This window comes from Pseudomonas persica (assembly GCF_900291015.1).
Taxonomy (GTDB): domain Bacteria; phylum Pseudomonadota; class Gammaproteobacteria; order Pseudomonadales; family Pseudomonadaceae; genus Aquipseudomonas.
The window spans coordinates 69432-83058 of the sequence record NZ_OLKL01000006.1 but is presented as its reverse complement, the minus strand read 5'-3'; the positions used below and the strand labels follow the sequence as shown (position 1 = coordinate 83058).

The 13627-nt window shown below is 62.0% G+C and carries 10 protein-coding genes; 3 read left to right on the top strand and 7 right to left on the bottom strand.

Annotated elements, in window-relative coordinates; genetic code table 11:
- The first annotated feature begins 25 nt into the window (after positions 1 to 25).
- From gshA to FQ664_RS01560, 3 genes are all read left to right on the top strand, one after another.
- Complete coding sequence (gene gshA, locus FQ664_RS01570) at positions 26 to 1603, top strand: glutamate--cysteine ligase (protein ID WP_178090936.1); 1578 nt, start codon at positions 26 to 28, stop codon at positions 1601 to 1603.
- Complete coding sequence (locus tag FQ664_RS01565; RefSeq protein WP_144170154.1) at positions 1603 to 2238, top strand: TetR/AcrR family transcriptional regulator; 636 nt, start codon at positions 1603 to 1605, stop codon at positions 2236 to 2238. Before gshA ends, FQ664_RS01565 begins: the two co-directional genes overlap by 1 nt.
- A gap of 87 nt (positions 2239 to 2325) precedes the next feature.
- Positions 2326 to 7812 (top strand): dermonecrotic toxin domain-containing protein, encoded by a 5487-nt coding sequence (locus FQ664_RS01560; protein ID WP_144170153.1) that lies wholly within the window; start codon positions 2326 to 2328, stop codon positions 7810 to 7812.
- A 46-nt stretch (positions 7813 to 7858) separates the two neighbouring features.
- On the opposite strand, the gene FQ664_RS01555 is transcribed toward FQ664_RS01560, so the two are convergent.
- The 7 genes from FQ664_RS01555 to FQ664_RS01525 form a co-directional block, all read right to left on the bottom strand.
- A complete protein-coding gene (locus tag FQ664_RS01555) occupies positions 7859 to 8074 on the bottom strand; it encodes a TOBE domain-containing protein (protein WP_003255829.1) in 216 nt (71 codons plus the stop codon).
- Positions 8075 to 8118: 44 nt separating this feature from the next.
- Positions 8119 to 8931 carry an aliphatic sulfonates ABC transporter ATP-binding protein gene (ssuB, locus tag FQ664_RS01550; RefSeq protein WP_144170152.1) on the bottom strand — a complete coding sequence of 271 codons (813 nt, stop codon included), beginning with the start codon at positions 8929 to 8931 and terminating at the stop codon, positions 8119 to 8121.
- The gene (gene ssuC / locus FQ664_RS01545; protein WP_144170151.1) at positions 8928 to 9725 is read right to left on the bottom strand and encodes an aliphatic sulfonate ABC transporter permease SsuC; all 798 of its coding nucleotides are present in this window, start codon (positions 9723 to 9725) and stop codon (positions 8928 to 8930) included. The genes ssuB and ssuC overlap by 4 nt, the downstream gene beginning before the upstream one ends.
- 10 nt (positions 9726 to 9735) lie before the next feature.
- On the bottom strand, positions 9736 to 10884 hold the full coding sequence (gene ssuD / locus FQ664_RS01540; protein ID WP_144170150.1) for an FMNH2-dependent alkanesulfonate monooxygenase: 1149 nt from the start codon (positions 10882 to 10884) through the stop codon (positions 9736 to 9738).
- A 60-nt stretch (positions 10885 to 10944) separates the two neighbouring features.
- Positions 10945 to 11910, bottom strand: a complete 966-nt coding sequence (locus FQ664_RS01535) for a sulfonate ABC transporter substrate-binding protein (RefSeq protein ID WP_144170149.1) — start codon at positions 11908 to 11910, stop codon at positions 10945 to 10947.
- Positions 11911 to 11994: 84 nt separating this feature from the next.
- Complete coding sequence (gene ssuE / locus FQ664_RS01530; protein WP_144170148.1) at positions 11995 to 12588, bottom strand: NADPH-dependent FMN reductase; 594 nt, start codon at positions 12586 to 12588, stop codon at positions 11995 to 11997.
- Between the two features lie 245 nt (positions 12589 to 12833).
- Complete coding sequence (locus FQ664_RS01525; protein WP_144170147.1) at positions 12834 to 13472, bottom strand: peroxiredoxin; 639 nt, start codon at positions 13470 to 13472, stop codon at positions 12834 to 12836.
- Between the last annotated feature and the right edge of the window lie 155 nt (positions 13473 to 13627).

The window sequence follows — 13627 nt, the reverse complement described above, 5'->3', positions numbered from 1 at the left end:
CGACTGACGCGTGAAGGAATACATCTTGAGCGACCTCCTCAACCGCCGCCTGAGCCTGCTCGGCGCCAATCTCCCCCTGCTCAAGCAGTGCCTGCACGGTATTGAGCGCGAATGCCTGCGCGTGACCGACCAAGGTCGCCTGGCCCAGACTCCGCATCCGCAAGCCTTGGGATCGGCGCTGACCAACGAGCAGATCACCACCGATTATTCCGAGTCGCTGCTGGAGTTCATCACTCCGGCCCTGCCCGACCCGGCCAAGGTGCTCGAAAGCCTCGAAGAGACCCACCGTTTCGTCTACAGCAAGCTGGGCGACGAATACCTGTGGAGCCCGTCGATGCCCTGCACGCTGCCAGCCGAGGAGGACATCCCGATCGCCGAGTACGGCAGCTCGAACATCGGCAAGCTCAAGCACGTCTACCGCAAGGGCCTGGCCCTGCGCTACGGCCGCACCATGCAGTGCATCGCCGGTATCCATTACAACTTCTCGCTGCCCGAAGCGCTGTGGCCGCTGCTGCGCGCCGCCGAAGGCGGCAGCGAGAGCGACCGCGACTACCAGTCGTCGGCCTATATCGCGCTGATCCGCAATTTCCGCCGCTACAGCTGGCTGCTGATGTACCTGTTCGGCGCCTCGCCGGCCCTGGACAAAGGCTTCCTGCGTGGCCGCCCGCACCAGCTCGAAGAGCTGGACGCCGAAACCCTGTACCTGCCCTACGCGACCAGCCTGCGCATGAGCGACCTGGGCTACCAGAGCAACGCCCAGGCTGGCCTCACGCCGTGCTACAACAACCTGGCCAGCTATACCGACAGCCTGCGCAAGGCGGTGGGCACGCCCTACCCGCCCTACGTTGAAGTCGGCACCCACGTGGATGGCGAGTGGGTCCAGCTGAACACCAACATCCTGCAGATCGAAAACGAGTACTACTCGAACATCCGCCCCAAGCGTGTCACCTACACCGGCGAGCGGCCGATCCAGGCCCTGACCTCGCGCGGCGTGCAGTATGTGGAAGTGCGCTGCCTGGACATCAACCCGTTCCTGCCGGTGGGCATCGACCTGACCGAGGCGCGCTTCCTCGATGCGTTCCTGCTGTTCTGCGCGCTGGAAGACAGCCCTCCGCTGGACAACGGCGAATGCGGCCAGTGCACCAGCAACTTCCTGACCGTGGTCAAGGAAGGCCGTCGCCCGGGCCTGGAGCTGCAGCGCAATGGCCGGCCGATCGGCCTGAAGGACTGGGCCAGCGAGCTGATCGAGCACATCCGCTCACTGGCTGACCTGCTCGACCAGGCGCAAGGCGGCGAAGAACACGCCAAGGCCCTGGATGCCCAGCAGGCCAAGGTCGACGACGCCTCGCTGACCCCGTCGGCCCAGGTGCTGGCGCGCATGGCCGAGCATGACGAAAGTTTCGTCAGGTTCGCCCTGCGCCAGAGCCGTATTCACGCCGAAACCTTCCGCGAGCAGCCACTGCCCGCCGAGCGACAGCAGGCCTTCGAAACCCTCGCCCGAGAATCACTGGCCGAACAGTCGCGCCTGGAGCAGCAGGAAGTCGGCGACTTCGACCTGTTCGTCGGCGCCTATCAGGCCAGCATCCTGGCGATCAGCAACTGATGAACCGCAGCGCCTCCCCGCGCAAGCCGCGCGCCAGCAGCCAGGCCAGGATCGAGGCAATCCTGGCGGCTGCACGCGAGTTGCTGGCCGAGCAAGGGGTGGCGGCGCTGTCGATCTATAGCGTGGCCGAGCGCGCACAGATTCCGCCGTCCTCGGTATACCACTTCTTCGCCAGCGTACCTGCGTTGCTGGAAGCGCTGACAGCCGATGTGCACCGGGCTTTTCGCGAGGCCTTGAGTGCACCGATCGACAGCTGTGCTTTCAGCACCTGGCAGCAACTGTCGCGGCTGGTCGAGCAGCGCATGCTCGATATCTACAACGAAGATGCCGCAGCGCGTCAGTTGATCCTCGCCCAGCATGGGTTGAGCGAGGTGGTGCAGGCCGACCGCCAGCACGACATGGAGCTAGGCGAACTGATGCATAGCTTGTTCGATCGGCATTTCCAGCTGCCGACAATGCCGAGCGACGTGGATGTCTTCGCCCTGGCCATGGAGCTGAGCGACCGCGTCTACGCCCGGTCGATGCAGCTGTTCGAACAGATCACGCCACGCATGGCAGAAGAAGGCATGCGTGTGTTCGAAGCCTATATGGCGCTCTACCTCCCGCCTTTCCTGCCTAAACGTCGGACCGTCTGAGCCGATATACATCTACTGCCCGGCAGCCCGCAACGATCGATTCAATGAGCTCTCAGCGCACGCGCATCCTCATAGAGATCATTGTTCATGCCAACATCAGAACGCAGCCCCGACATCGTCAAGGCGTTACCTCGCGCCAACACAGCCACCATCGGCCATCAGTTGGCCGGCAAAAGCAATCTCCTCGTGGCCGCCCGGCAAACGCAGAAAAGTTGTGCCGAGCAACTGCGCAGCCTTTTCAGCCAAGCCCCGGAATTGCGTCAAACCGTGCATAACGCGTTGCAAGCTCACCTGCAGGTAGACCCCACCGAGTGTGGCCTGCTCTATGGCGAACACCAAGTGACCATGCTGACCTTCGCTGCTCGCCTACTGGCTGGCCCAGTGTTCGCCAACCCCTTTGCCGATTGGTCCACATGGGGTTTCGACCACTCAGCGGCACAGGCCAAATGGACTGCCGCAGACTGGACATACAACCTCACACCGATTGTGAACGCAGCGAAACTGCGCGCTGACAGCGACTACTGGAAGGGGCGAATGCCGGGCACTGCCGTGTCGCGGCAAAAACACGCAAGCAACCTGCTGCGTCAACATTTCTCCAGCAGCCTGGATATTGCGTTCGGTATCGGCGAGCTGGACAGCAAAAGCTGGCAGCAAGGTAAACAGCCCGAACCGCCCCATGCACACGTGGAATGGCGCCTTCCAACCGGACGCCGGCTTACCAGCACGGCAGCACTGTTGATCGGCCCGCAAGCCAGCGACACACGCTGGCTAATTTACCTGCCGAGCGTACAGAACACAGTCCTGGCGTTCGCTAGCCTTGAAAACATGCGCGACTGGATCTTCCTGAATCGCTTCATGTTTTGGTCGGACCCCAGGTCGCCAATTTCCGCCGGCACACGCGACGACGTTATCGTCACGAGGATTCATGAGGATGGCTTCAGCACGCAAATAGCGGAATATCTGCTGCAGTTCCAGGCGGTTTCCGACCATTATCTACTACAGGCCAGCAAGCACAGCGAAACCAGCCCCCTGGACTGGACTGATTTACAGATCTGGGAGGCCAAGCGCAACACGATCGTGCGGGCGTCCCTGTCCCCCACGGTCGAAGCCACTATCGACGAGGTGATCGCGGCCGACCTCGCACTGGCGGACGAAGAGGTTCACTTTGCCTGCCTGGAGGAGTACACGCCGATAGGCTGGCGCAATCAGCATATCGAGCACCAGGCAGCACTGCTGGAACAGTATCTGGATGGCGAAGTAGCACCCACTTCGGCCAAGGTAACGCTATTGCGTGAACGCCAAGCCGCCCTGGACCTGCTGCAGGATTCGCTGGACACCTTCCTGTTAACGCTGCCCGAGCCGGTGACGCGCAACGACCTGCAGGCAAACAGCGGTGAACTGAGCCGGGCAGAACAGATCAGCCAGGGGTTGTGCCAGGCCCTGCTGAAAGAAGCACGTCTGCAGAATACGTTAGGCAACCTGTCAGCATCCCATCTGGACTGGATCGAACAGCTCGTCGACAGGCCTGTACCGAGTCTGCAACGCCAGGTGCAGGTCAGCGCGCTGGAACTGGTTGCTGGCGACCATACCTGGCAGCTGTGTGGCTACATGACATTCCGTGCCATCCCCGAAGACGATGACGTCGCCCAGGATGATACGGTGCTGCTCTACCGGCCTGGCCAGCGCGGCGGCCTGATGGCATTCGAGAATGAGACCGAGCTCAACAGACGCCTGCTGGCTACCCTCCACGGCGCATGGCCGGACGCACTGCTCGAGTCTGCCCTGCCAACCGACACCTCACGGCTTTTCGCGGTGCTGGCCAACTCGCCAACGATAACCCTCAAGTACCTTCCTGTTCTTAGGCACTTCATGCAGCATTGCGTGCAGACTGTCATCAACGCGCTCCCCGCCAACGCTACAAGGGAGCAATGCAGACAGCGCCTGTGCATAAGTGAAAACCGCGCCAGGGCGCAGGCTCTGGCGCGGTTCGCGGAACAGAACCGCAGCAGCTATATCCAGACGCAACTGACACCATTGCGGCACCTTGGCACGCAACAGCTGACCGAACTGGCCACCCACATAAGCTCGCTGGAGCGCTCTCTACATGCCTCTGGCGAGTTGCTCAGACGGAGCCTGCCACCGCGCCAGCAATTCGCCCGGGTGAAACTGCAGCAACACCTGCGCAGCGAATTCAACCTGCGGCAAATACCGCAAATTACCCTCGACATCGCCGACAGCGTCACCCTGAAAAGGATTGTGACTGGTCAATCGGCAATCGGTGGCGCCGGATCAAGAGAGGTAGCAGTATTCAGCGAGGCGCGCAGTGACGTTGCCCTGGAGTCATTCATGCTGTGGGCGCTCGATGATGAACGGCGCCTGCGACTGGGCAACGCCAGGATCAAGTTCGAGCCGGCCAGCAACCCGTTACTGCAAAAAACGATTACCCCGGCCTACATTGCCAAGCTGATCGAACAAATGGACATGGCGGGCAGCTATGAAAAACGCATCATCAGTGCGTACCAGGGATTCGAGCAGGAGTCGTCCTGGCAGGTGCAATGGCGCCAGGAAACCCTCCGTCTCCCTTTCCAACACCGCCTGCGATTGCTGGTGCTTTCCCGCCCGACCAGCCTTGACGCCGATGGCCAGCGCCTGCTGGAACAGTTCTGCCAGAAACAGGCCGATACGGTAACAGCCAGAACGATAGCCTATCATCCGGTGATACTTAGACCTGGTGAGGCAGCAGACGGCTCAAGCGACAGCGTGGGGCTTTCAGCCATCCATGTCATAAAGGGCTCGACGGGGCCCGTGCTGCTGTATATTCCGGATGCACCCAATGGCAAGGTCATCAGCCAGTACGCCAGCCCCTCCGAGGCCTGCCGAGCCCTGCAACGCATGGCGCTGGACGACAAGATGGCCCGTTTTCTGGCTGCCCGGTCCCAGTCTGGCGACCCGGACCGCCATGCAAGCTACATCAAGACTGCCCAGCAAAAGAACTTCAGCGGCTTCATCGGGATCGGTTCGGCGCGCTCCGAATCCTTGTCGGCGCATGAGTCTCACCTGGACATGGGCGAGCGAATCCGCAAGCACCGCGCCACCTCACGCAGTCAGGCCGACCTGGCGCTAACGGCCGCCGACACCTTCGACCATCATTTCTTCATGGGGCTGAAACTGGCGCTTTGCTTCTTGCCAGGCGTGGCCACGGCGATCGCGCTTTACGATGGCTGGCAGGCGGCGAACGCCGCCGTCAGGGCCTTCGAAGCAAGCAATGTGGAAGAGGGCCTCCAACACCTGACCAGCCTGCTGCAATCATTGAATGATGCCGTTCTCACCCTAGCGCCGCTGGCTGCCATCCCCGCCGGGCCTGCGACGACGGCACGCCAGTTGACCCGGCAACGCCAGAGCGGAGGCACCCTTCGGCCTGTGGCCAGTATTCGCAAAATGCGCCCCAGCCCGTTTGCCGGTTATGAAGTGGAGTTGCCAACAGGCCCGATGGTGCGCTCCACGCACCCGCAAGGCGTGGGGGTATTCGAGCACGTAGCAACCCGGCAACAATACATTGCGCGTAACAACGTATGGCACGCCGTCGAGTGGGATCCGACAAACGCTAGCTGGAGGCTCAAACCCCAGGGCACCCGCTCCTACCGTCAAGCAGTGCGCCTGAATGATCAGGGCATATGGGATACCCCTGGCAGGCTGAGCGGTCTGCTGGTCGACAACGGCCTGGCTGGTGGCGGTGGCGCGCTCACTACCCTCTACAACCATGGCGTAGCCTACTGGCGCATGGCGCTTCGCCGACAACCGCCAAGGTTGACCGGTATGGCGCTCGCACACGACATAAACGACGAACTCAAACGCATCGTCCTACGCATGCGCTCCAAACAGACGGCTTACAACACAACCAAACGACAGGCCGCCGAAGTACCACTGACCGATGCGCACAAGGCAGCAATCGTCAGCGCACGCAATCAACTGAGTGATGAGCTCAACCAGAATATCGAATTCAACTCGCGCAGCATTGCCCGCCTCAGGGAACACCGGGCGACCTTGAGCAGGGCGGACTACACCAGGTTCGTCTCACTGTGTGAGGAAAACATCAGCGAAATGAGCGTTCTCGATATGCAGCTGATTTCCGACCGTCTCGTCATGGCTACGAATGAGGTAAGGCTGGCAGTGAATGCAATCCAGGCTCTGCCCGGGCCCACAGCCCCCGCCGCATTGGTAATGCGCCTGACACAGGACTCGCTGAAGGCAAACAGGGAAATGATTGCTACCTTGCTGGAAGTAGAGCGCTTGGCTATTCGCCATAACGCCAGGCGCAATGTCTTGCAGGGCAGGGCACTGACCGATTACCTGAGGAAGGTTGAAGGTACGGGCATGACGCTTGACGTGACCAATGCACAACTCGTTCGAGCATCCATCCTCTCGTCGACGCTGTTCGATGCTAGCGCTGTCGAGCATCCGCAATTGGGCGCATTCCTGGTGCATTTCAATGAACAAGGTACTGCGTTGCGCAACGTCCTCTACAGTCACCTGCAGATGCCGAACGCCAGCCTTGGCAGAACCCAGGAACGCAGCTTCCTGAGCAATGCGCAAAGCCACTATCAGCGCTTTCTGAGCCATGTCACGGCATGGCAAGACAACTTCGAGGAGCTACTGTCAGCTACTGAAACCCAGGCTTTGCGCCAACTGTTGCGCCAGTTGATCGATGAAATCGAGAACACCCTCGGCAAGATCAACACGGCCCGGCAACGCACTGCCAGCAAACCCGGTCGTGGCGCTAGCCGACCGCGCTTGTTCGAAACCGCGGACGGGCCGCGGATCGGCAACGAGTTCGTGGAGCACGGGCAGACACGCATGCGCATCAACCAGCCGCATTCCGATCAGCCCCATACCGTCTATGCCAGGAACGAGGCAGGTCATTGGCAAATATCCGCGCCAGTACCCACGGCGCCTACGCAGTCGATGTCTAGCCTGGTGAAAACTGCCACTGCGCGTCTGGAGGATGTCCCACGGCAACAGGCCAGGCTGCGCCAGTACCAGATACCGCAAGCGTTGCCTGTTGATCTGCAAGACATCGCCCAGGGACACGCGCAGCAACTGCGCTTCATCGCCGACAGGATTCGCCAGAAAGCGGGCAACACCATGACTGCTGAGCAAACCGCCTTGACACAAAGGCTGGCAACCGCCGCCGAGCAAATGGAGGCACTGGGCCGCCAGTTGCGCACCGCCCAGACCAAAGCGACCAGCAAGCCGACCGTGGGTTACCTGGAATACCTGGTTGAGCAGCAAGAAGTGGAAATTGCCTGGTCGCGTACCTTGCCCCCCAAGCTGGACCGCAAGGGCAAGCCCGTCGAGTATCTGGAGGAATATCGCATCCTCGATCGGGTTACCCGGCAAGTATTGTGGTATGCGCACTTCCACTTCCGGCAGAAACCGGCACACGGCTTTACACGGCTGGAGGCAGGCCACCTGAAACTGGCGCGCGAACGCGACCTGGGCGAAGGCGCCTGGCGGGGCAGCATGACCGAGACGCAAGCTAGCAAGCTATTTGAAAACCTGCGGCCGGCCAGTTGATCCTGTGTCACCACCTGGGCTGGCAGCCAACCCAGGTGGTGACCGCTTACAGCTTGGCGATAGACACTTCAGTCGATTTGACAAAGGCAATCACCTCACTGCCCACCTGCAGCTCCAGCTCACGCACGGAGCGGGTAGTGATGACCGAAGTGACGATGCCCGAGGCAGTCTGCACGTCGATTTCCGACAGTACCGGCCCTTCGAGGATTTCTTTCACGGTGCCTTTGAACTGGTTGCGAACGTTGATGGCTTTGATGGTCATGATTGGCTTCCTTCTCTTTGGCTTCAGTCTGGTGAGTGAGTCATTCAGTGCGCCCACCGCAGCTGCGTGGGCAGCGGGGCTACAGGATCCGGCTCGGGCGCAACGCCCGGGGCCGACAGAACACGGTTGAGCACTTCGCTTTCCAGCGCGGCCAGGCGGTGCGAACCACGCGCCCGAGGCCGTGCCAGGTCGACAGTGAGGTCGAGCCCGACCTCGCCGTCCTCGATCAGGATCACCCGGTCAGCCACGGCGACTGCCTCGCTGACATCGTGGGTAACCAGCAACACGGTGAAACCGTGCTGACGCCACAGGCGTTCGATCAGTTGCTGCATCTCGATACGGGTCAATGCATCCAGTGCACCGAGCGGCTCGTCCAGCAGCAGCAGGCGTGGCTGGTGAATCAGCGCCCGGGCCAGGGCCACACGCTGCTTCTGGCCACCCGAGAGCGCTGCCGGCCATTCATTGGCGCGGTCGGCCAGGCCAACTGACTCCAACGCTTCCAGCGCACGCGGGCGCCAGTCGCCAGACAGGCCCAGGCCAACGTTGTCGATTACTTTCCTCCACGGCAGCAGGCGCGCGTCCTGGAACATCAGGCGGGTCTCTTCGCGGGCCTGTTCCAGCGGCGCGGCACCGGCCAGCAACTGGCCTGCAGTGGGCTGGTCGAGGCCGGCCAGCAAGCGCAACAAGGTACTCTTGCCGCAGCCGCTGCGGCCGACGATGGCGACGAACTGGCCGGCCGGAATATGCAGTTCGATGCCCTTGAGCACTTCGCGCTGACCAAAGGTCTTGCGCAGGCCGCTGGAAGCCAGCGGGATACCACGCAGCAGGCGTGGCGGCTGCTCCTTGAGTACGCTCATGCGCCCTCCTTCCTGGCCACTTGATAGGCCGGGTGCCAGCGCAGCCACACACGTTCCAGGCCGCGGGCGGCGAGGTCGGCAAGCTTGCCGAGCACGGCATACAGGACGATGGCCAGCACCACCACGTCGGTCTGCAGGAATTCGCGGGCGTTCATTGCCAGGTAACCAATGCCGGCGTTGGCCGAGATGGTTTCGGCAACGATCAGGGTCAGCCACATGAAGCCCAGGGCAAAACGCACACCGACCAGGATCGAAGGCAGCGCCCCGGGCAGGATCACCTGGCGGAACAGGCTGAAGCCGGACAGGCCATAGCTGCGCGCCATCTCCACCAGCGCCGGGTCGACGTTGCGGATGCCGTGGTAGGTGTTCAGGTAGATCGGAAACAACGTGCCCAGCGCGACCAGGAAGATCTTTGCCGACTCGTCGATACCGAACCACAGGATCACCAGCGGGATCAGCGCCAGGTGTGGCACGTTGCGGATCATCTGCACCGAGCTGTCGAGCAGGCGTTCGCCCCAGTTCGACAGGCCGGTGATGAAGCCCAGCACCAGGCCGATGCTGCCACCGATGACAAAGCCCAGCCCGGCACGCCAGCCACTGATGGCCAGGTGAGTCCAGATCTCGCCACTGCGCACCAGCTCGATGCCGGCGCTGACCACGGCGCTGGGCGCCGGCAGGATGCGCGTCGACAACCAGCCAGCGCTGACCGCCAGCTGCCAGACCGCCAGCAGCAGTACCGGCAGCGCCCACGGCGCCAGGCGCTGGGCCAGGTTGTTGAAAGTTGCACGAGTCATGGCCTGGCCCTCAGCTCTGCGCGACGGACTTGGGCAGGATGTCGTTGGCCACCATTTCGCCAAACGGGCTCACATAACCGCCAGTCATGGCTTGCTCCGGGCGTTGCACATCCAGATGCGGGAACAGCAGCTCGGCCACCCGGTACGATTCTTCCAGGTGCGGGTAACCGGAGAAGATGAAGGTATCGATGCCCAGCTCGGCATATTCCTTGACCCGTGCAGCCACGGTCGGGCCATCGCCGACCAGTGCAGTGCCGGCACCGCCACGTACCAGGCCGACACCCGCCCAGAGGTTGGGGCTGACTTCCAGGTTGTCGCGTTTGCCGCCGTGCAGGGCCGCCATGCGCTGCTGGCCCACCGAGTCGAAACGCGCCAGCGATGCCTGGGCACGGGCGATGGTGTCATCGTCCAGATGCGAGATCAGGCGGTCGGCAGCAGCCCAGGCTTCCTCGTTGGTTTCCCGCACGATCACATGCAGGCGGATACCGAAGCGGACTTCCCGGCCTTGAGCGGCAGCTTTTTCACGCACCTGCGCGATTTTTTCGGCAACGGCTGCCGGTGGCTCGCCCCAGGTCAGGTATAGCTCGACCTGCTCGGCGGCCAGGTCCTGCGCAGCTTCGGACGAACCACCGAAATACAGGGGTGGTCGAGGCTGCTGGATCGGTGGATAGAGCAGCTTGGCGCCCTTCACCTGAATGTGTTTGCCGTCGTAATCGACGTTTTCACCTTCCAGCACCCTGCGCCAGATACGGGTGAATTCTACCGAGGCTTCATAGCGCTCTTCATGGCTAAGGTGCAGGCCATCACCAGCCAGCTCATCCGGATCGCCACCGGTCACCAGGTTGAACAGCGCGCGGCCATTGGACAGGCGGTCAAGGGTTGCCGCTTGGCGTGCCGCCACGGTCGGCGAAATGATCCCGGGGCGCAGGGCGACCAGGAATTTCAGGCGCTCGGTCACTGGGATCAGCGACGCTGCCACCAGCCAGGAATCCTCGCAGGAGCGTCCGGTGGGGATCAGCACCCCGCCAAAACCGAGGCGGTCGGCAGCCTGGGCGATCTGCTGCAGGTAGCCGTGGTCGACGGCGCGGGCGCCCTCGGAAGTGCCCAGGTACTTGCCGTCACCATGGGTAGGGAGGAACCAGAAAATGTTAAGGCTCATTGGAGTTGTCTCCTCAGGGGTGGCTCAAGCCGGAGTGACGCCCCGGCTCAGGCAAATCAATCAAGGCGCGCTGGCGACCTTGGCCGGTGGGGTCCAGATCACATCCTTGATGCTCAGCGGCTTGGGTATCAGCTTGAGTGCCTGGAAGGCGTCTGCGATCTTCTGTTGCGCGGCTATCACTTCGGGGGTGAGCGTTGCCGCACCGTAGCCCTGGCGCTTGACCGAGGTCAGGGTGATGTCCACAGGCAGGCCGAGCAGGGGGGCGACCTGGTCAGTGACCTGCTGAGGGTTGGCCTGGGACCATTCACCTACGGCGCGCACTTCTTCAATCAGGGTATTGATCACTGCCGGGTGCTGGGTCGCGTAGTTGCGGGTGGCCAGGTAGAACTGATGGTTGTCGACCAGGCCCTTGCCGTCGCGCAGGGTATGAGCCTGCAGCTGTTTCTCGGCGGCAGCCTGGTACGGGTCCCAGATCACCCAGGCGTCCACGCTGCCGCGCTCGAAGGCGGCACGGGCGTCGGCCGGGGGCAGGTACACCGGCTGGATGTCGCTGTACTTCAGGCCCGCGTCCTCCAGGGCGCGGACCAGCAGGTAGTGGACGTTGGAGCCTTTGTTGAGAGCGACTTTCTTGCCCTTGAGGTCTTTGACCGACTGGATCGGCGAGCCCTTCGGTACCAGGATCGCCTCGCTGTGCGGCGCTGGCGGCTCGTAGGCGACGTACAACAGATCGGCACCGGCGGCCTGGGCGAACACCGGTGGGGTTTCGCCGGTGACGCCAAAATCGATGGAGCCGACGTTCAGTCCTTCAAGCAGCTGCGGGCCGCCGGGGAACTCGGTCCATTGCACCTGCACGCCCTGCTCGGCCAGGCGCTTTTCCAGCGTGCCCTTGGCCTTGAGCAGCACCAGGGTGCCGTATTTCTGGTAACCGATACGCAGGCTCTCGGCCTGGGCTTGGGTGATGGCGCCGAAGGACACAGCCGCCGCAAACAGGGCGACCAGACCGCGACGCAAGAAGACTGTGCGCATGGCGCTCTCCTGTGCGAGTGGGTTCGGGTGGCACCTGCTTGCCTCGTTGTCGGGCGAGTAAGGTGGTGAAGCGGGTCGGGCCGGTCAGATGCTCCAGCGAGCGCTGATCAGGCGTTCATTCAGTACACCGGGGACCACGGGGCGCGGCCGACGGGCCAGCGCAACGTAGAAGGTTTCCAGCGAGTCGTGCAGACGCTCGTCCAGTGCCGGTACCAGCTGCGCGGGCTTGCCGCCCTGCGCGTAAGCGACCTGGCTGTCGTCGGCGAAGATCCCTTGCAGGGTCTCCTGCGCCTTGAGTGCCGACAGCACGGGCTTGAGTGCGTAATCCACCGCCAGCATGTGGGCGATGCTGCCGCCAGTGGCGATCGGCAACACGATCTTGTGCGCCAGGGCGCGTTCGGGCAGCAGGTCAAGCAAGGTTTTCAGCGCCCCGGCAAACGATGCCTTGTACACCGGAGTAGCGACGATCAGGCCATCGGCCTGCGCCACCAGCTGCTGGAAGTGCTGCACCTGCGGGCTGTCGAAACGGGCGTGCAGCAGGTCTTCGGCGGGGAAGTCACGTACCTGGAACGTCACTACCTCGACGCCACGGTCCTGTAGCCACTGGCGCGAACGCTCCAGCAGCACGCCGGAGCGTGAACGGGGACTGGGGCTACCACCGATTGAGACGACCAGCATTGCAGCGCTTCCTTGTGTTCTGTTGGGAGTGACATTAACAGCCACCGCATATATCTAGAAATCATATTTTTTCATTTGTTTATTCCATTTTATCAACCTTCTGTGCCGGCCCTTTCGCGTGCGATTCCTGTGGGCGCGGGTTTACCCGCGAAGGGGGGCACACGTTTCCTGCAGGCATAAAAAAGGGCCGTCGAAACGGCCCGAATATCCCTGCTATGGCTAAGAGCAATGCAACGAGGAATTCTTTAACGATTGGGCTGCGGGGTCAGCCGCAGATAGGGTTTGACCGCCCGATAACCTTTGGGAAAGCGCTGCCTGATCTCTTCCTCGTCCTTGAGCGAGGGCACGATCACCACATCGTCACCGTCCTGCCAGTTACCTGGCGTGGCGACCTTGTGGTTGTCGGTCAGCTGCAGCGAGTCGATCACCCGCAGGATTTCGTTGAAGTTGCGCCCGGTACTGGCCGGATAGGTGATGGTCAGGCGTACCTTCTTGTTCGGGTCGATGACAAACAGCGAGCGCACGGTCAGGGTGTCGCTGGCGTTCGGGTGGATCAGGTCGTACAGGTCGGAAACCTTGCGGTCGGCGTCGGCGATGATCGGGAAATTGACCACGGTGTTCTGGGTCTCGTTGATGTCATCGATCCACTTGTGGTGCGAGTCGACCGGGTCCACCGACAGAGCAATGGCCTTGACCCCGCGCTTGGCGAACTCGTCCTTGAGCTTGGCAGTCAGGCCCAGCTCGGTGGTGCACACCGGGGTGAAGTCGGCCGGGTGAGAGAACAACACCCCCCAGCTGTTGCCCAGCCACTCGTGGAAGCGGATTTTGCCTTCGCTGGAATCCTGTTCGAAATCGGGGGCGATATCGCCGAGTTTGAGGCTCATGGGCTGCGGCTCCTGTGCTGGGTTCTGGACCGTGTGGGTTCAATGTGCCTGCATTCGATTAAAAATAAAAAGAATAAATATCGATTTATTTATAACTATATGGAATTTATGATTACAGACACAAAAAAGCCTCGCACTAGGCGAGGCTCTTTCGG

Bases quoted from the DNA above. Each gene is read 5' to 3' on its own strand.
- FQ664_RS01565 (WP_144170154.1), top strand. From the start codon at position 1,603: ATGAACCGCAGCGCCTCCCCGCGCAAGCCGCGCGCCAGCAGCCAGGCC.
- FQ664_RS01560 (WP_144170153.1), top strand. From the start codon at position 2,326: ATGCCAACATCAGAACGCAGCCCCGACATCGTCAAGGCGTTACCTCGC.
- FQ664_RS01555 (WP_003255829.1), bottom strand. From the start codon at position 8,074: ATGACCATCAAAGCCATCAACGTTCGCAACCAGTTCAAAGGCACCGTG.
- ssuB (WP_144170152.1), bottom strand. From the start codon at position 8,931: ATGAGCGTACTCAAGGAGCAGCCGCCACGCCTGCTGCGTGGTATCCCG.
- ssuC (WP_144170151.1), bottom strand. From the start codon at position 9,725: ATGACTCGTGCAACTTTCAACAACCTGGCCCAGCGCCTGGCGCCGTGG.
- ssuD (WP_144170150.1), bottom strand. From the start codon at position 10,884: ATGAGCCTTAACATTTTCTGGTTCCTCCCTACCCATGGTGACGGCAAG.
- FQ664_RS01535 (WP_144170149.1), bottom strand. From the start codon at position 11,910: ATGCGCACAGTCTTCTTGCGTCGCGGTCTGGTCGCCCTGTTTGCGGCG.
- ssuE (WP_144170148.1), bottom strand. From the start codon at position 12,588: ATGCTGGTCGTCTCAATCGGTGGTAGCCCCAGTCCCCGTTCACGCTCC.
- FQ664_RS01525 (WP_144170147.1), bottom strand. From the start codon at position 13,472: ATGAGCCTCAAACTCGGCGATATCGCCCCCGATTTCGAACAGGATTCC.